Below are 18,381 nucleotides of genomic sequence, written 5' to 3'. Positions count from 1 at the left end.
CATTGAATAATGCTGGTTTTTATCAGGTAACCTTTTGAGATATCTTTCTTCTTTTCGTACATCGCTGAAAATATCCCGTTATCTTTTCCGGGTGCTTGGCTTAATGTTGTGGGCATTGGGCGCTTTATTAACAGCTTTTTACCTGGTTAATATCTTTAATGAAGTTAAATCAGATATTCGGCAAGAATACAATGCTAATTATGATTCCACGCTCTCTTATGTGCGTCATACAGCAAGTGTTCTGCGGGATATCCAATATATGACAGAGAAGCATTTACTGAATTCTAATGGAAAAAATGCTATTTTTGATTTTCCACATAATAACCCGGCGTTTTCTTATCATCCGTTGAACCAAAACGCTGATTGTCATACTTTTCGCAACAACACTCATAGTTATTTAAATTCATTAAATAATCTTATCTTCTATTGGAAGGATAATCTTGCTGCGCCTCAGGGGTTGAATCAGGTTTTTCTGGTGGGTACGCAAAGTATGTGTATGGTAAGTTTTTCTATCCGTAATACCACGACTGAACCCGATACGTTGAAAAAAATAGTTTATGAAAATTCACGTAGGCTTATCAGCCTGAAAGAGCAAGGTAAAGAACGAAATGTTTATTGGGTTATACCGGGTGCAAGATCTGATAGCGGCTATCTCTACGTGTTGGCTCCGGTATATGTCAATGGTCAGATGGTTGCCATGATAGGCATTGAACAATTCATCAGATTGGACTCTTTTATTCAGAGACAAGACCGCCCAATTTCAATAACGTTATTGAATAGCAGTAATCACCCGGTGTTGCATTATCCAGCAAATGATGACTATAAACTTCATTATGCTGATTATCAGTTGGAAGCGCCTTATTTTGGCTATGATGATAATTTTACTGATTTACTGCTAAAACGTCGGTTAATGCCATCTTCATTCAGTATCATTTATGCCCTGTCACTGAAAACTATTTTTGAAGGTTTTAAGCTACAGATTATTAGCAGTATTGTGCTTAATGCATTATCTGCCTTTGTCATCATTATCTTGGTGTATCTGTTTGAGCGGAAAATGTTTGTTCCGGCAGAAGAGAATGCCATCCGCTTGGAAGAGCATGAGCAATTTAATCATAAAATTGTGGCTTCAGCGCCGGTTGGGATCAGTATATTGCGGGTCAGTGATGGGAGTAATATTCTGAGTAATGAGTTGGCACATAATTATTTGAGAATGCTAACGCACGAAGATCGGGAACGGATTATTCATATTATTTGTGACAGAACCAGTAGTTATGTTGATGTTGTCACCAGTAATCATCATCATTTGCAAATCAGTTTTGTTCATTCCCGCTACAGGAATGAAGAGGTGGCAATTTGTGTCTTGGTTGATATTAGTGTCCGTGTGCGGATGGAAAAATCATTACAGGAAATGGCGTTAGCATCAGAGCAGGCTAACTATTCTAAATCTATGTTTTTAGCTACCGTCAGCCACGAGTTGAGAACGCCGCTTTACGGTATTATTGGCAACCTGGAGTTATTACAAGCACATTCATTGCCTGCTGAATCTGTCCGTTTGTTATCAACGATGAATAACTCCTCAGCGCTGTTGCTAAAAATTATCAGTGATATTCTCGACTTTTCAAAGATCGAATCTAAACAGCTTAAAATTGAATCTAGAGAATTTTCCTGTCAGGAAGTTATCTCTCATGTTATTTCTAACTATCTACCGTTAGTAGTGAAAAAGCCGTTGACCTTGTATTGCTATATTGAACCGGGTGTTCCAGATTATATTTGCAATGATCCGGTTCGATTACAACAAGTTATATCTAATCTGTTAAATAATGCGATTAAATTCACTGATACCGGATGTGTGATTATCCATGTGACAGTTGATAAAGATTACTTATACGTCAGAATAAAGGACACGGGTGTCGGTATCTCTGATAAAGCGCTTATTCAGTTGTTTGATCCCTTTTTCCAGATCATGCCAAATACGGAAAGCTCATCTCAGGGAACCGGGCTTGGTCTGGCGATTTGTGAAAAACTTATCAATCTGATGGATGGTGATATTGAAGTCATTTCCCAACCACAGATAGGGAGTATGTTTTCTATTCGGTTACCTTTATATGGTGCGAAATATAGGCCAAAAACTCAGCTAATAAATGAGTCTCAGCGGAAAATCATCTTGGCTATACGCAATCTTTATCTGGAAGAATTTTTACAGCGTTTTCTGGTTCATCATGGCTTACACACGGTTTTATACAGTGAGCAGAACACAGAGGGTAGTGAAATTATTATCAGCGATTTTCCTGATGCGGTTATTTCCCCTGTATATGCTTATATTGAATTATCGACGGACTATATTGGCTCACCGGAACAAATCAGAGAAAACTATTGGTTACATAACACTTACCATTTACATGATTTGTCGGTAATGATTGAGCGGCTGATTTCACCGAATCATCATGTGGTATTGAATACAGCCCCACCTGTTTTTCAGGCAAACACTCGGTTTAATACTATTGTGGTTCTGGTGGTAGATGATCATCCTATCAACCGCCGTTTATTGGCCGATCAGTTGAAATCCATTGGTTTTCAAACAGCGATGGCAAATGATGGATTAGATGCGTTGGAATATTTGAAGAGCGGGGGGATTGATATCATTCTGACGGATGTCAATATGCCCAATATGGATGGTTATGCGTTAACAATGTATTTACGGAATGATGGGTGTAAGCTGCCGATTATTGGTATTACGGCAAATGCACTGGCAGAAGAAAAACAACGCTGTATTGATGCAGGAATGGATGATTGTTTGTCGAAACCGGTTTCTCTGGTGACGCTCAGGCAGACACTGACGCAAATGATTTGAAACCCCGGTACAAAAAAATGCCCGGTACAAACAAATGGTTACCGGGCATCAGGACGACTTTCATATTAAAATAACGAACGGTATTTACTGAACGTGATTGCTCGTATTGATTGTGACAGAAGCAAGATAATTGAGTAATGCAATATCGTTATTTACCCCCAGTTTTACCATAGCCGATTTTTTCTGGCTGCTGATAGTCTTGACACTGCGTTTAAGTTTTTTGGCAATGTCTGTTACCAAAAAGCCTTGGGCAAATAGACGTATAACTTCACTCTCTTTTTGTGATAACGGTTTATCGCCATAGGGGGTTTTCGTCACTTTTTTCAACAGTTCAGAAACGCTGTCTGGCATAAATTTTTCCCCTTGATTCAGGGCCGTCAATACATCAGGTAAATCTGTTGGTGCTCCTTGTTTTAAGACAATGCCTTCAATATCAAGTTCGAGTACAGCACTTAAAATTGCTGGATTATTGTTCATGGTTAGAACAATGATGGATAGCTTGGGATAATGGCGTTTGATGTATTTAATCAAATTGATCCCATCGCCGTATATGTCCCCAGGCATGGACAGATCTGTGATCAGTACGTTTGCTTTAATACAGGACAGATTGTTGATCAATGTGGTCGAGTCTTCAGACTCAGCGACGACGTTGATCCATTCAAGCCGCTCAAGTGATTTGCGGATGCCAAACAGGACAATCGGATGGTCATCAGCAATAATGACGTTAAGGTTATTCATCTTATTAGTTACCCTGCTGCAATAGCCTTTTGGTGAAGGATTCAAGACGGCTAATGCTATTCTTAATCTCTATTTCGTTACTGTCTGTTATGTGTTGTTCCAGTGTTTCGCAAGAAAGTTTGAGGAGTTCTAGGTCTAACATAGCAAAGACGCCTTTCAGGCGATGTGCTGTTTGCGAAAGCGATATCAGATCATATTGTTCTATATCAGTATACAGCTTATTAATATCTATCGGTACTGTCTCGACAAATAATTGTCGGTAATCGCTATCAGTTAGCTGTTTTTGATAACTATTTATAACATTGTCAAAATCGTAATCGCTGCTTTCATCGTTAAATGCTGACATTTCTAAATTTGCCGTGAATTCGTTAAAACTGAAACTTCTCTCAATTAATAACGAAATGGCATTGATAACCGCTTCACCCAGATTGTAGTTACATCGAATATAGTCAGGTTTTATCTGCTCAAAGCCGGCCAGATTATCAACCAGTAATATAGCCGATTTTGCCGAATCGTAGGGTTTATCCGTCAACATGATATCGTATTCTCGATTCATATTTTCTGGCTTTTTATCGAAGTAAACCGCGCCATAATGATGCAGATGATTTTGTACAATCTTACGGATCTTCGTATTGCTGATATCCAACAAGGCAGTAATGTCTTCCAGTAGCGGCGGGCATTGGTCTTGGCCGATTATTAAGGGCAGACTGATAGCATAGTGCGTACCCAGGTTGGGTTTGCTGTTTATAGTAAAATGACCATTTAATTTTCTACATAATTGGTTACACAGATAAAAGGTCAGCCCTGAATTGGATTGATATTTATCGCCTGTGGCTTTGCTTAAAAATGGATAATTCAAGTTTGTTAAATCTGTTGAATTAAGTCCGGCGCCTGTATCTATAATGTCGATTTGAATGTGTTCTTTGTATTCCTGAGAATAGTTAACGATGAGAGATATTTTGCCATAAGATGTAAGCGTGATTGCATAATTGACTAACATCAGGACGATCTTACTGATGGCAGTACTATCGCCAATAAATAGTGATTCAGGATTAATATTACAATGATAATAATAATTCAATCCTTTGTTATTCATTTTAGGAAACACTTTTTTAATAATATCCTCTAAAATGACTGATAATGAAAACGATTCATTTTTTGCTTGCCATTCACCTGATTCTAATTCATTGAGTAATGAAATATTCTCAATCCAGTCGGATATATATTCAGATTTAGTCAATAAATTATCGACGATACGAACACTATTTTCTTCTATAAGAATTTGTTTCAGTTGGTAAGCGAGATGATCTAATTCTTTTATTGGTTGTTTTAATTCAGAACGAATGTTGGTCAACATAAAACGCCGAGCTTGTACACTCTTATCGTGTTCCAAATGGGCAAGTTGTAGACGCCGGCTAATTAATGCTTCCTGATCTTTATCTTGCAGTAAAAACAGATAAGTTTCTGGCAACAGGCGAAGGTTGTACATGTTAATTTCATAGACTGAATCCTCAATTGAGGTTTGGATGACACCATGATGTTGCTTGGCCATCATCTTAATTTTATTTAAATCGACATTCGGCAACAGATGGTCGGCGATGTTATTGCACATAATTATCTGATTGACTGAGAAATCATAAATCAATAAGCCAATGGGGATATTGGAGATAATATCGTGACTTAACGCATCCTTGACTTGTAGTTCGTGGCTCATCAGGGCATTTGGCGCGATATATTTTCTACGAATGTAAATAAGCCCACCTAAGGACAGGATAATAAAGACTGAATCAGCCAGTAACAACCAGATGTTTCTGTATAACAAATCGATTAGCAAATCTTTGAGTGATATCCGATACAACAGTTTGTATTGCGTACCTTTAAGTGATTGAGAAAATTCGAGCCAGAAACCATTTTGTGAAATATTGACTTTATTGATTTCATTAGGGGGTTGCTCGTCATCCGACAATAGACTGAAGTTGGCCGCTGCCATATCCATAGGAAGAAGGTGACAAATAGGCAAATCAAAAGCGATAACTGTTGCCAATTGACCCGGTGAATTGAACGTCGCCCGATAAGTATAAAAATAGATATTTTCGCCATTTAACTTATGGATTGAAGAAATATTTTCCCGTTCATCTAACGCGGTGGATTGCATCAGCATTTCTGAACGTTTTGATTCGGCAGTCAGTGTTAGATAACTTTCTTTAAATCTCAATTCTGGTTTAAGAATAGAGTGAGTGGTTATCAGAAACAGATTGTTATCTTTACCATTCAGATAGTACATGGAGTTGTATTCATTGCGGGTGCCCCACAAAATCTCCATATAATTGGAAAGGCGTTGTGCCAACTCTACACTTGCAGTGCTGTGGTGACCAAAAATAATCGTGTCGATAGTTTGATAACGATTCTCAAGCCAGTAAACATCAGGCCGTAGCTTCATTGGTGTGACGAGCTCTGGTGGTTTAAAAGATGCGCTATTGGCTTGTTTAAAGATAGAATTAGCGTGGTAACGATAATCTTCTATCTGTAATACTACTTTGGTTGCAACGCTATTTAGCGCATATTTTTTCCCCATTAGCCAGGCATTGAAGTAGTTATAGCTGTATAAAAACAGGGAAACAAAAAGCAGAATAATGAACAGACCGTAGTAACGGTTTATGGTTGATGAATTAATAGAAAATTGTTTGTTATACATTCGTTGAGTAAAAGCCTTAATAATTGCTTGGCTGTTTAGCGAGCTCGTTAAATTGGTGAATCTTATGATTCAATGTATTTAGGCTAATTTTAGCAGGATCAGGGCTGAAAAGGATATTGTAGATTGAGGATTGAGCGAATAGTAAAAAAATCACAGAATTTTTACGATAGAGACTAGACATATTATCATGTTAAGAGCATAATCCCGCGTCATGGAAGGATGGCCGAGCGGTCGAAGGCAGCGGTCTTGAAAACCGCCGATGGGAAACCATCCTAGAGTTCGAATCTCTATCCTTCCGCCAAATAGTGACCCTACGCATTTTCTGTGCGTAGGGTTTTTTTATTTCCATATGCCATTCAGATAATAATTAATCCATTTTCATAACGATAAGATGGTTATCGTCTATTGAGCGGTAAATGATGGGAATGAAAGCTCGCAGCCCGGTTGACCTGAAATCTATCAATTTCCAATGAGTAAAAGTGTGTGTAGTCGTTTCCGGGCGCGAGTTGTGTCTGTAATTTATGGTGTGTCCACGATTTATTGACAAGAATGGTTTTTCAGGACAGATTCTTGTTCAATAAAACCGTGGAAGGTGAGAAATTAAACTTTTTTAATTGGATTTGAACAGCATAGTTACAGCGGTTACGAACATAATAATAGCCGCGCCTTTAAATAAAATCCGTTGTGCCCGTTGGCTTGATAACAGATGTCGAATACTGAGAGCGCCGAGAATAAATACCGCTCCTACGCTGAATAAGACAAAAACTGTCAGTGGTACTAACATGAGCCCCCAGTTTTGCAACGAGATAGATTCCATGTTAATCACCAAAGGTAATAGTGCGAGATAGAAGGCGATCGTTTTAGGGTTACTTAATGTTAGAGTGAGACCAGATAACCAAGCCGCAGCCAACTCTTTTTTCTTAATGGGTTGGTCTTCACCAATGGGTTGATGATCGGCAAACCAGAACTGCCACGCCAGATAACCCAAATATAATGCGGCACCCCATCTCACCACAACAAATAAAGTGTCAAAACTGCTCGCGATAATGGACAAGCCAAAAACCGCAAAGGATAAATAAGTGAGATCACCAATAATCAGGCCAAACAACACACTAAATCCCGCTAATGCGCCACTACTCACACTTCTGGCAACCAATGCTGCCATTCCCGGGCCTGGTATCGCCGCAGCAACAGTCAATGCCGCTGTATAGGTTACTATTTGGGACACTTCTAGCATATCTTTCCTCTCAAAATAACACCTTGAAGTAACAGAACATAGAAATGTCACTTGCGAATGCAAGTGACAAATAACGGCTCTTTATAGACAATAACGACATTTTTCTAATGTTGAACGTCTTAAGTTTGGCCTATTTTCATCCAAAACAGTTAAGACATTTTTATTAGTTGTCGAATGACTTCCCGAGAAAATACCATATCTTGAACGGCCAAACCAACGGATTGAAAGATAGTCACACCCTGATCGCACAAATTGGAATGAGATTGAGAAACAGTACCAATTTCTATCCCAATGTCTGACCCGTTAATAATACCTTTCTCCCTTGCCTTAATAACAGATTGAGAGGCGGCAAGTACCGATTCATTGGAATCAGTAAATAGGGTTGTATTGCTATACATATCTTCGCTGAGTTCCTGAAATCCCAGTGCCGAAGCGCCAATGGCATTGACATGACATTTAACCGGTAGCGCTTTTCTATTGAGTATCGGGTCACGCGATGCCGTGGTTGTGCAAATGATGTCACTATTGAGTACCGCCTCAGCAGGTGAGGCTTTGATCGAAATGGGAAGATTGAGCGTTTTATCACACCATGCAGCAAATTCTCGGCATCTTTCTGCATTACGACCCCATAAAGTGATTTCTTTAATCGGGCGTACAGATAACATGGCTTGCAAATGTGCTTTTGCTTGTAAGCCCGTACCAAGTATCGCTAACCGGCTAGCATCCTTTGCGGCGAGAAGATGGGTTGCATAAGCAGAGGCGGCGGCGGTGCGGATTTCTGTAATAGCGCCGGCATCCACCGCGGCAATCCCGGAAACACCTGGCTCGTCGTAAACTAACACACTACCGATGTGTGAAGGTTTATCGCTATTGCTTTGAAATCTCACTACCACCGACTTTAACCCAAACCCTTTGTATGGCCCTTCCTTAATATAAATCGGCATAGTGCCCATTAAGCCGTCTTCACCTTTAACGATATTGCGCAAAGGTTGCTCTACTTTTCTTTCCGATTGCAATTTAAATGCTATTTCACTTAGCTTAAGACTAAGTTCCATCGTCAAATAACGTGCAACGGTTTCTTTATCGACATAAAGCATATTGATGCCTTTCAAGATCAGTTAAAGGTCGTCCAGTTTGAATTTATCATCAATCTCGGTTCCGGCAATACTATTGAGAATTGTCGACATATTCTTTTGAGAAACCCCTAACACAACATCCAGCATATTCTGTTTGCTGAAGCCACGACTTAGGAATAGATCAATAGCACTTCTTTTCAATTGTCCCCGGCAATAAATAACCTCGATGGTAAATTCACGTAGTGCCAATAATCGTGGGGAGAGATCGTCGGTTTTTTCAATCAATGCCTTAACTGTTTTTTTGTCCACACCATTATGAATTGCAATATAGCCGTGTGCCTGAACCGTGTAGTTACAACCATTTTCTACTCCGGTTGTAATCCACACCACCGCTTTTTCCTCTTCATTCAGTGAACTATCAATAAATAGGTCGTGTGCTCGTTGATAAGCGGCTAATAATGAAGGAGATTCTGACATATAACCACTTTGGTTAGGTATCCAGCCGAAATCATTAATAGAACTTTGAAGTAATTTTTTACTTTTTTCAGGTGTGGTAGCAATAGTGTGTAGCGTAAGTAAAGACATAATAACCTCTGTATATTGAAATTTTAAAAAGATCTATATATTTGCCTATTTTAAAGCAACATTAGCTTTTATGAGGCTGTAAATACTGACCAAAGCATTTGAATTGGTCGAATATGAGAAATAAATTTTAAATTGTGTAATTTTGCTGCTACTTCTGTCGTGAGTGCGGCATCCACCTCTGAATTAGCGACTGCTTTTGCGGCTGAACTGGTTGAGTCTTTAAAAATGATATCTGCAATTTTTAGATTATCGGGCAACAACTCTGGGATTAAAGCCTTTGGTGCCGGATGAGTTGCAATGACGATATTATCTGTAGTTAATTCATCACGAATAGCGATACCATAATTAGGTGTGTAATTTAAAAATGCGGATGACAAGTTAAACCTGTTATCCATATAAAACTCACTGATATTGTAATAAGCATTGGCTACCACCAATGCCTGACAGTTATTTAAAATAATTTGATTACTTGCTTCTTCATAAGTATTACACAAAACAATCTGGTAACTTCTGGCGACGTTATTTTTAATAGCAAATTCACCAAAACGAATAGCGGATTGCTCGCTACTTGTGCCTGACGGGCCTAAGGTAGCAATATTTAGAACATCAAATGTATCTTTGTAGAAACTAAAAAAAACACATTCCATGATGTCTCTCCTGGAATTACACTAATAAACCGGATTTAACCAATGTGAGAACTTATCTACTCTGCCTCTGATTATTTCTTGATAATCTTGGGCAATAACATTGGCTATAGAATCTTCTTTTTGTCTATATGACACATCGTCTATTTGTGAAACGATTGATATTTCAAGGCCAGTGCCTGTTAAAAAACAGCCATCTGCTTCATAGAGATCCTTTTGTTGAATTTCTGACTCAATACAAGGAATATTGCGGAATTGACAAATATCGAAAACAGATTGTCTGGTTATTCCATTAAGAATGCCAGCGCTAAGCGATGGTGTAATAACGCAATTATCTTTTACAATAAAAACATTTGATGTACTTGCTTCTGCGCACATGCCTTGTTCATTCAACATGATAGCATCATCAAATCCGTTTTCTTTGGCATCTTCATGAGCAAGTGCGGAATTAACATAAGTGCCGGTAATTTTGGCAGATGATGGAATTGCCGCATTTGATACACGTCGCCATTTTGAAATAAGACATGTAAACTCTGCTTTTTTGGCATAAGCGCCCATAGGTAAAGCGTTAATACAGAGGGTTGAATTTACACCACTTAGCTTAACGCCAAATTTCTCACCCGGCATTAACGACTTTTTAAGCACTAATGGCCTGATATAAATATCTTGCTTGAAACCATTTTTAATGATGATGTTTTTAGTAATATCGGTTAACTCCTGACTGGTATAGGGTAATTCAATTTTTAATGTTTTAGCTGATTGAATTAACCGTTCATAGTGCTCATGCACTCTAAATAGATTAAGTTGGTTATTGTCTTGATCCCAATAAGCCCGGATCCCCTCAAATGTACCGGTGCCATAATTTAAAGCTTGTGTATTGGCAAGAAAGGTCGCATTGCTAAAATTGAGATATTCCCCGTCTAGAAATACGATCCAATCTTTATTAACTGGGCTAACGATATTGTTTGTCATTTATTGGCCCTCTTGTTCATGATCTCTAAAGCCGAATTTCGCTCAATATTGTTGGTATCATCTCTCAGATCATGGATGCGTGCTGCTTTCCAACTTACCATTGCCGCGGTTCCAATCAGTCCACCGACATCTCCGACATGGATGTCGACATTCATATTGAATTTGGATTCCATTTTTTGCTTTATTTTACTCATGAGTGACGCATCATTTAATTCGTCACTCGGTTCTAAAGTGATCTTGAGCTTATCTGTACCGGCTGTGTTGTTGATTTCAATAAAGTATTCAAAACAATATTCGAGTTCTTCAAAGATGGCATTTTCAATATCAAAAGCATACACATTGGCATTGTTTAATACTAATACATCTTTTACCCGGCCGATGGGTTCTATTTCCCATTGATTTAAGCCTATTGCTTTGCATCGAACCATATCCCCTGTTTTGTATCGAATCAGAGGTTTGTTCCCTTTATATAAATGGGTAATCACTAATTCGCCCGCAACGTGATTATCGCCAACATTGAGTTTTTGCTGGGTAAAAGGGCAAATGAGTTCGTAATAATTGTTATATGGAATAGTAATAAGCTTATTGGTATTGTTACAAGCCGCCAGAATTGATGTTTCTTGTGAGGCATACATACAGTTGTAAATTTTAGCGCCCCAATTCCGAGATAAGTTTCTTAATCTATTTGGCGTAATAAGTTCGCCAAGCACTAAAATGATCTCGATACCTAATTCTTTTGCATCACATGCATTGTTCCGGCAATATTTTAACAACTCAGCGGCGACCGCAGGTGTGCAAACTAAAGCGGTTATTTTGAGGTCTTGTATCAGCCTGAGTACTCTGTGCATGCCAACAACGGGCGAACGAGGCCACATTTTGATAACGGTATGCCCTAAACTGCGAAATACATCTTCAAATGTATCGCCAGTGGAGTGCAATTCCGTTGGACCCATCACGCCAATAATGTGTTGTTTGCCTTCTTGATTGAAAATAGACTCATATTGCAGAGTCAGAAAACTATTATTGACTAAAGAGTCTATTTCATTGCGAGGACAAGGCGTTGATGGCCCAGTCGTCCCTGTGGTTTCATAATATATCCAAGCGTTACTTAGGCTATCTGAAGATATCGTGTTTCCCGCCTTACTTAGATCTGATTTTGTAGTAAAGGGAAGTTTTTCAATCAATGAGGATAAACTTTCATCATCATTTGGGTTTATTGCATCTAGACGATCTTGATAGAAAGCTGACCCATTTTTCGTATAATTTATCACTTCTTTTAATTTTTCGTATTGTATTTTTTCCAATGTGGAGATATTTATCTCGCCAGACAGGTATTTTTTTAGCTCGGTAAGGTATTTCATACCTAATTCATGAAGTTCATTTCTAAAAATGGAATACATATATATTACCTGGTTATTTATAAAGTGGTAAGTTGCCAGTGAGTTTATTGATATCTTTCTTTGGTCCAACTATGCCAATTCCAGATAACTTCAATTCATCCGAATGCTCAGCAGATAATTTTCCTTCGTATTCCTCATATGTTCTGCATGATTGCGCCAAACAGGAGAAAGGGCTCAATTTAAAATTATCGTTAGATTTTAATTCACTATGAATAGCATCCAGTACATCATGACTTGCTTTCAAAACAGGCAAAGGCGTTTTAATGACACCGGGATAACAAATGCTATCTTTACTAAAGACATCGTGTCCTACAATCCCGTCGATATTTCTACCTATTGAAACACTAATGACGCTCAGTGCATTCATGGCTAACCCAAGCGGCAGACTATCAGCGATAACGACGACACTTTTATGTAGGTTTTCGTCAAACTCCATACGACTTTCCTATTAACTGAGTGAAATTTATCAACTTATTTAGATCAATAATAATATCCGAGACTGTCCATGTACTTATTTCTTTCCATAGCACCACGCCTTTTATATGATCGGGATGATGCATGTATATGTCCAGGTCTTCGTAACTTTCAAAGTAACCAATTAAACTAAAGTCAACTGATTGCTTTCTGTCTACCGTACTGCGGCCACAAAACCATCCTTTTATTTCACTTATCTCATTTATATGATTTAAAGTCACCTTCTCGGCTAATATAGCCTTTTCACTATCCCAGCTTATTCCATCCTTGAAGGTAAATAAGACTTGATGTGCAATTAAGTTATTTTTGCCCAGCATAATTTGCCTCATAATTAATAATTTTGAGTTATAATAACCTATAGAAACGATCTGATTTATACCTAATATTAGCGCATGCCTGATTTAGTTTTTTTGATTTGCATCTAATTTAAATAGCACATTGCATTTATAGCAGTCAACTATTTCCCTGTGGTAATAATTTAAGGAAGAGTGGCAATATTGTGATTCTGGCAATGATAAGAAAGCTGTTATGGCTTGCCTTTGGCTTATAAAAAACAAGCTCAATTTGATTGCGTTTACGCCTTGAAAATATGTTTTGTCGCCTTGTGTTCTACCATATTTTGAGTATTTGCTTTTTAACATGTTAACCGATCCTCATATTGTTTGGAGACAGGTTATTTTGGATATTTTATCTTCCACTGTCGCCAGACAAACAGGCTAGTTTACGACCAGTGGCTATTTTTTATATAGGTAGCAAAGATGATAAAGCATTTCGTTGTTATTTCTGATTTGTCAGTAAATAGCCCGCTCATCGGCTGTATTTTGATAAGAAACTCCAGCAATTTAGAAGATTAGAGGCAGTAGTCTTGCGTTGGTGGGTTTTCAAGGTGGATCGCGGCGGCAAGGGAGCGAATCCCCGGGAGCATAGATAACGATGTGACCGGGGTGAGAGAGTGCAGCCAACAAAGAGGCAACTTGAAAGATGACGGGTAATTATTTCTGCTTGATTGTTTGCAATGGGTTGTAATATACTGCGCACGCTTTCGGGGGCTAGCCCTGAAACACGCCGGCTTAGCTCAGTTGGTAGAGCAACTGACTTGTAATCAGTAGGTCACCAGTTCGACTCCGGTAGCCGGCACCAAATCAAATAAGAAGCCGTTATCTTTTCAGAAGGTAACGGCTTTTTCTTGCTTGATAGTAGATAATACTATTTATATATCCAGTTAATTCTGCTATTTTCCAGTACAATTTCCCGCTAAAACGAGTTTCTGAATTCATTCATAACATGGTTAAATTTACGGTTAAGCTGATCGAAATAAAACCACGTAACTAGAAATATAGGGTAGCAAATTTTTAGATAACACGAATTTATTTTCGCTGGGAAAAACTAACAGAGAAAAATATTAGCGTTTGGGATATCTGTTTTCCAGGCATGAAAAAATATTTGCTATAGGTGTGTATCCATCCATTCGTCTGGCGAGAGCTGAAAATAAGATGGGATAGGGTGAGTAGGAAATAGCATAGGTTTAAAAATCTCATTGTTCAGCAGAGGGTATATCTGACAGTGTTAAAACTTTTCACGTAGATATTTACCTGATAATTGGTAATTTATCGTTAGCAACATTAATTCTGTGGATATCTTAAATGTTCTGCCTGATCTGCTGGCGATATTGCGAATAGGGCTGTTGCGATCTCACATTTGCACCCGTTTCGTTGTCCATCATCCAGTAAACAGACCGATTTCTGTGTCTTCGGCACAGGTGTGGACACCATTCTTAATCGGCATTTTATGACAGATTTCAAAGTTGATTAAAAATATTTTTTACACTCAAATATCCATGAGATAAAAAATCTGTGCTATTTTTTATTTAATGCATTTTTCATCTCATAATAAAAAGGGGGTGTTATGTTGCTTGAAAAAATTTGATAAATAATAAAGAGCATGCATGTTGCTTTAGGTGCTAAGCGTTTTAAAGGAAGGTACATTAGAGGATTAAATGAAGATTATAAATTTGTATAATAAATACGTAGATGAGGAAGAGAAACACGTTGTGGTCATCCGTATTAATAACGATATTTATGTGTTTTCCTCTGAAACTAAGCTTGGTCAAGAATAGGGGTTATTTACTACTTGTATTTAATAGACTAAGTAAATAGGTGTATTTAAATGATATAGTTACGTAACAGAGAAACACAAAAATAGAGAATGAAAAATTTGTTATAATGCCGAATGCATGGATGCATGAGACCATCATGAAAATAATTTTTACTACTATTTGTTACTAAAAGTTAAGGTCAAAATATATGCGCAATATTCAACAAGTTTTAGAGTGTTGGGGCGGTTGGGTTGATGATGCCACTGGTGTTAATTGGCCACCGATCGCTGCTGGATTTAAAGGTCTGATTGCGTCAACTCGTTCATTACGTCCTTCCTGCTGTGATAACGATGGCTTGATCATTGATGCTTGTATCGCAAAGTTGCAGACGGTGGATAAGTCTGAAGAAATTGAAGTTTTATTTATGTACTACGCTTTAAGGCTTTCCAAACGGTCCATCGCGCGTTTAATTAAAGTACCTGATATTGAAGTACGTTCCCGGTTGCAAAAGGGAGAAAGTTTTGTTCAGGGATGTCTGGCTATGCTCGATATTAAATTAGAAATGGATGATGAAATACAAAAACACAAAAAGCTTGCGCGTACGCAAAAAGCTATGGTAGTGTACTAATTAGTTAAAGTTGCGAATAAGCCCTGATAGAAATGAAATATGGAAATATCGGGGCTTTTTTCATTTGGATATTTGCAGGTAATGGGGAAAATAGGGCTTAACCCACATCAAATTCAGTTTAAAAAATTCATGCTATCCAATGAACTCTGTTTGGTACGAATGAATCTCAAGTTTCTTCTATTGTACTCTGATAAATAAGTGAAAATTTAAATCATAATTGTCGAAGGTCGCACTGTGTTGCGGCCTTTTTCGTATTTGCCGTCGCGAATCGCTTACGCATATTTTTTACCTTTTTCGCGATTGGTATCCCGATTAAATCAATCATAACTCGGTGTTGGGAGCTAAGCCTTCAGCAAAGCTTGGTTTACCCAAGCACAGGGTGAGTTATTGCTGTTTGATGGAGGTATTTTTGATGAGCAACGGTAGTGATAAAGCGGGTTGGTTAACACCTGTCACGCTTGGGCCTGAATACGATGATGAGCTGGAGCACATACTGAGTCGTTGGCTAGGCGGTGTTTCTGGTTTGCCTGACGATAAAGTGCGTTCTCGATGGACATCAGCACAACTACCCCAGTTACCGGCAGATGATGACGGGTGTGATTTTGTTATCACGGATTTTATTTCAGATGCCTCGCCGGCTTTTGAGAACCAGACTGACGAAGGAACCAAGTTATGGCGTCATGAGGAAATTGTGTGCTTGATCTCCTTTTATGGCCCGAACAGCCAGCGGTACGGTGCCTGTTTTCGTGATGGCGTGGCGGTCAGTCAGAACAATGATGAATTGGAACGTTTCGGTCTTTCAGTCGACAAACTCAGCCGGCTGACTTCTTTACCGGAACTTATCAATAACCAGAGGGGGCGTCGTTATGACATGACGATCACCTTGCGGCGAAAAGTGGTGCGTGAATACGGTGTTAAATCACTGGTGGAAGCGCCTGTCAAATTCTTAGGAGATTAAATTATGCAGGGTTTACCTGTTTCAAACATTATCAATGTCACGTTGAATATGGCTCCTCATGCGGCTCAATCCCGGAACTTTGGGGCGTTACTGATCATCGGTGCAAGTAACGTGATCAACCCTCATGAACGTTTACGCCGGTATTCGGATATCGATGGTGTCGGTGCTGATTTTGGACTGAGTTCACCAGAGTATCAGGCCGCGGCGCTTTATTATTCCCAGTCACCCCGTCCGGTTGATTTATATATTGGTCGGTGGGCTAAGGACAATGTGGTCTCCTCTTTACAAGGGGCGGTATTGACTAAACAGCAGCAAATGATGAGCAAATTTATTGCTGTCACCGATGGCTCTTTTAAATTGACGATTAACGGTAAAGAAACGGTATACAGCGGCGTCGATTTGAGTAAAGAGGCCAATCTTAATGGTGTGGCCCAACGGATAGCAGATAAGTTAAAAGATTGTTCAGTCGCATATGATAGTTCTTCTTCGCGTTTCGCTATTATGCCGAATTCTGTAGGTGCGGTTGGCTATGTTTCACCGGCAACGACGGGAACTTATATTGGTGATTTATTAAAGCTGGACGAAATATCGGGAGCTACCGCTATCGAATCTACCAAAGCAGAAACCATTGCTGAGGCGGTGGCGGCACTGGGATCGGTATCCAGTGGCTGGTATGGGTTGGTTATCGCTGATGACTCTCTGACGGATAAAGATATTCTCTCTGTTGCTGATTACATTGAATCCGCATCTGTTCCCCGCATCTATGGACATACAGCGCAAAAAGCGGATGTCTTGGATGCTGATGTTAAAACTGATATCGGCTCAAAATTAAAAGAGAGAAACTATCAACGCACACTTTGGCAATATTCAACCGGTAAATCCTACACGGTTGCTTCGCTGTTGGGCCGTATGTTTACCGTCAATTTCAACGGCAATAACACCACCATCACCTTGAAATTTAAACAGGAACCCGCGGTAACCGCAGAAAACCTCACCGCAACGCAAGCCAATGTGTTGAAAGGGATACATGGCAACGTTTTTGTTAAATACAGCAATGATACGGCCATTATTCAGGAAGGTGTCATGGTGAATGGGGATTTCATTGATGAGCGCCACGGTCTGGATTGGTTGCAGAACTACGTTCAGAACAATCTTTATAACCTGCTTTACACCAGTACCAGCAAGATCCCACAGACTGATGAAGGTGTCACACGATTAATCACCAATGTTGAACAGTCACTGGCGCAAGCGGCGACAAATGGATTAATCGCTCATGGTGTATGGGGTGGCGATCCGATTGGTGCGTTGGATACGGGCGCAACATTAACCAAAGGTTACTACGTTTACGCACCGCCAATTGCGACACAGGCACAGGCTGATAGAGAAGCACGAAAAGCACCGGTTATTCAGTGTGCAATCAAATTAGCCGGTGCTGTCCACTACGCTGATGTCATCATTAATGTAAACAGATAAGGGTTGAAAATGGCTACATATTCTTTTCTTGATGTTTCCGCTTCTATTACCGGAGTTGGCGGCTCTTTTGATCTTGGTAACGGTGCCGCGCTCTCTGATGAGGGAATTACCGTCACCATGTCGGAGAGTAAAAACACCATGACCACCGGTGCAGACGGAGAAGTCATGCATTCATTGCATGCAACCAAGTCTGGAACTATCACCGTTAATTTACTTAAGACGAGCCCGGTAAACGCTAAATTGAACGCGATGCTCAGCACACAATCGCTTTCATCGGCGGCATGGGGTAATAACGTGATTGTTATTCGCAATAAACAAAGTAATGACATTGCTGTTGCTCGCTCTGTCGCCTTTCAGAAACAACCGGATTTGCAGAATAACAAAGCAGGCGGTACCGTTTCTTGGGTATTTGATTGCGGAAAAATCGACATCATGTTAGGCACATTCTAACCAGCTTACTTCACAACCATTTAAATCACCTTTAAATTTGCCGCAGCATTTGTCTCTATTTTTACGTCGGACTTATGCTGCGGTAGTTTGAGCGAGCTTGAGGAT

General features: G+C 39.3%; 15 protein-coding genes and 2 tRNA genes. 7 read left to right on the top strand and 10 right to left on the bottom strand.

The window, feature by feature from the left end:
- The first annotated feature begins 34 nt into the window (after positions 1 to 34).
- Entirely contained in the window at positions 35 to 2,851 is a 2,817-nt protein-coding gene (gene rcsC / locus AACQ38_RS09410) for a two-component system sensor histidine kinase RcsC (RefSeq protein WP_165577969.1), read from the top strand.
- An 84-nt stretch (positions 2,852 to 2,935) separates the two neighbouring features.
- Here the strand turns inward: rcsC and rcsB are convergent, their stop codons facing one another.
- On the bottom strand, positions 2,936 to 3,589 hold the full coding sequence (gene rcsB / locus AACQ38_RS09405; protein WP_011147265.1) for a response regulator transcription factor RcsB: 654 nt from the start codon (positions 3,587 to 3,589) through the stop codon (positions 2,936 to 2,938).
- Positions 3,590 to 3,593: 4 nt separating this feature from the next.
- Complete coding sequence (gene rcsD, locus AACQ38_RS09400; protein WP_165577968.1) at positions 3,594 to 6,284, bottom strand: phosphotransferase RcsD; 2,691 nt, start codon at positions 6,282 to 6,284, stop codon at positions 3,594 to 3,596.
- A 213-nt stretch (positions 6,285 to 6,497) separates the two neighbouring features.
- Here rcsD and AACQ38_RS09395 point away from each other — a divergent pair.
- Positions 6,498 to 6,585: transfer RNA gene (locus AACQ38_RS09395), tRNA-Ser, on the top strand.
- Between the two features lie 309 nt (positions 6,586 to 6,894).
- Here the strand turns inward: AACQ38_RS09395 and AACQ38_RS09390 are convergent.
- The 8 genes from AACQ38_RS09390 to AACQ38_RS09355 all read right to left on the bottom strand — a co-directional run bounded on the left by AACQ38_RS09390 (position 6,895) and on the right by AACQ38_RS09355 (position 12,989).
- On the bottom strand, positions 6,895 to 7,521 hold the full coding sequence (locus AACQ38_RS09390; RefSeq protein WP_109791688.1) for a LysE family translocator: 627 nt from the start codon (positions 7,519 to 7,521) through the stop codon (positions 6,895 to 6,897).
- A gap of 149 nt (positions 7,522 to 7,670) precedes the next feature.
- Complete coding sequence (locus AACQ38_RS09385) at positions 7,671 to 8,618, bottom strand: ornithine cyclodeaminase family protein (RefSeq protein WP_165577967.1); 948 nt, start codon at positions 8,616 to 8,618, stop codon at positions 7,671 to 7,673.
- A gap of 21 nt (positions 8,619 to 8,639) precedes the next feature.
- A complete protein-coding gene (locus AACQ38_RS09380) occupies positions 8,640 to 9,182 on the bottom strand; it encodes a carboxymuconolactone decarboxylase family protein (protein ID WP_165577966.1) in 543 nt (180 codons plus the stop codon).
- A 68-nt stretch (positions 9,183 to 9,250) separates the two neighbouring features.
- Complete coding sequence (locus AACQ38_RS09375) at positions 9,251 to 9,829, bottom strand: prephenate decarboxylase (protein WP_165577965.1); 579 nt, start codon at positions 9,827 to 9,829, stop codon at positions 9,251 to 9,253.
- A gap of 21 nt (positions 9,830 to 9,850) precedes the next feature.
- The gene (locus tag AACQ38_RS09370; RefSeq protein WP_011147259.1) at positions 9,851 to 10,798 is read right to left on the bottom strand and encodes a branched-chain amino acid transaminase; all 948 of its coding nucleotides are present in this window, start codon (positions 10,796 to 10,798) and stop codon (positions 9,851 to 9,853) included.
- Positions 10,795 to 12,198 carry a phenylacetate--CoA ligase family protein gene (locus tag AACQ38_RS09365; RefSeq protein WP_011147258.1) on the bottom strand — a complete coding sequence of 468 codons (1,404 nt, stop codon included), beginning with the start codon at positions 12,196 to 12,198 and terminating at the stop codon, positions 10,795 to 10,797. The genes AACQ38_RS09370 and AACQ38_RS09365 overlap by 4 nt, the downstream gene beginning before the upstream one ends.
- Positions 12,199 to 12,211: 13 nt before the next feature.
- A complete protein-coding gene (locus AACQ38_RS09360; protein ID WP_011147257.1) occupies positions 12,212 to 12,634 on the bottom strand; it encodes a DUF2000 domain-containing protein in 423 nt (140 codons plus the stop codon).
- A complete protein-coding gene (locus AACQ38_RS09355; RefSeq protein WP_041380164.1) occupies positions 12,624 to 12,989 on the bottom strand; it encodes a Dabb family protein in 366 nt (121 codons plus the stop codon). The genes AACQ38_RS09360 and AACQ38_RS09355 overlap by 11 nt, the downstream gene beginning before the upstream one ends.
- Before the next feature lie 747 nt (positions 12,990 to 13,736).
- Between AACQ38_RS09355 and AACQ38_RS09350 the strand changes: the two genes are divergently transcribed.
- The 5 genes from AACQ38_RS09350 to AACQ38_RS09330 all read left to right on the top strand — a co-directional run bounded on the left by AACQ38_RS09350 (position 13,737) and on the right by AACQ38_RS09330 (position 18,276).
- Positions 13,737 to 13,812: transfer RNA gene (locus AACQ38_RS09350), tRNA-Thr, on the top strand.
- Positions 13,813 to 14,975: 1,163 nt separating this feature from the next.
- Positions 14,976 to 15,395, top strand: coding sequence for an antiterminator Q family protein (locus AACQ38_RS09345; RefSeq protein ID WP_011147255.1), 420 nt, complete (start codon positions 14,976 to 14,978; stop codon positions 15,393 to 15,395).
- 409 nt (positions 15,396 to 15,804) lie between these two features.
- Positions 15,805 to 16,353, top strand: coding sequence for a phage neck terminator protein (locus AACQ38_RS09340; RefSeq protein ID WP_445260618.1), 549 nt, complete (start codon positions 15,805 to 15,807; stop codon positions 16,351 to 16,353).
- A gap of 3 nt (positions 16,354 to 16,356) precedes the next feature.
- A complete protein-coding gene (locus tag AACQ38_RS09335) occupies positions 16,357 to 17,826 on the top strand; it encodes a DUF3383 domain-containing protein (RefSeq protein WP_207631821.1) in 1,470 nt (489 codons plus the stop codon).
- Positions 17,827 to 17,835: 9 nt separating this feature from the next.
- Positions 17,836 to 18,276, top strand: a complete 441-nt coding sequence (locus tag AACQ38_RS09330; protein WP_011147252.1) for a DUF3277 family protein — start codon at positions 17,836 to 17,838, stop codon at positions 18,274 to 18,276.
- Positions 18,277 to 18,381: the final 105 nt, after the last annotated feature.

The organism is Photorhabdus sp. RW14-46, from assembly GCF_963887965.1.
Lineage (GTDB): Bacteria > Pseudomonadota > Gammaproteobacteria > Enterobacterales > Enterobacteriaceae > Photorhabdus > Photorhabdus laumondii.
This window is presented reverse-complemented; position numbering and strand designations above follow the sequence as displayed.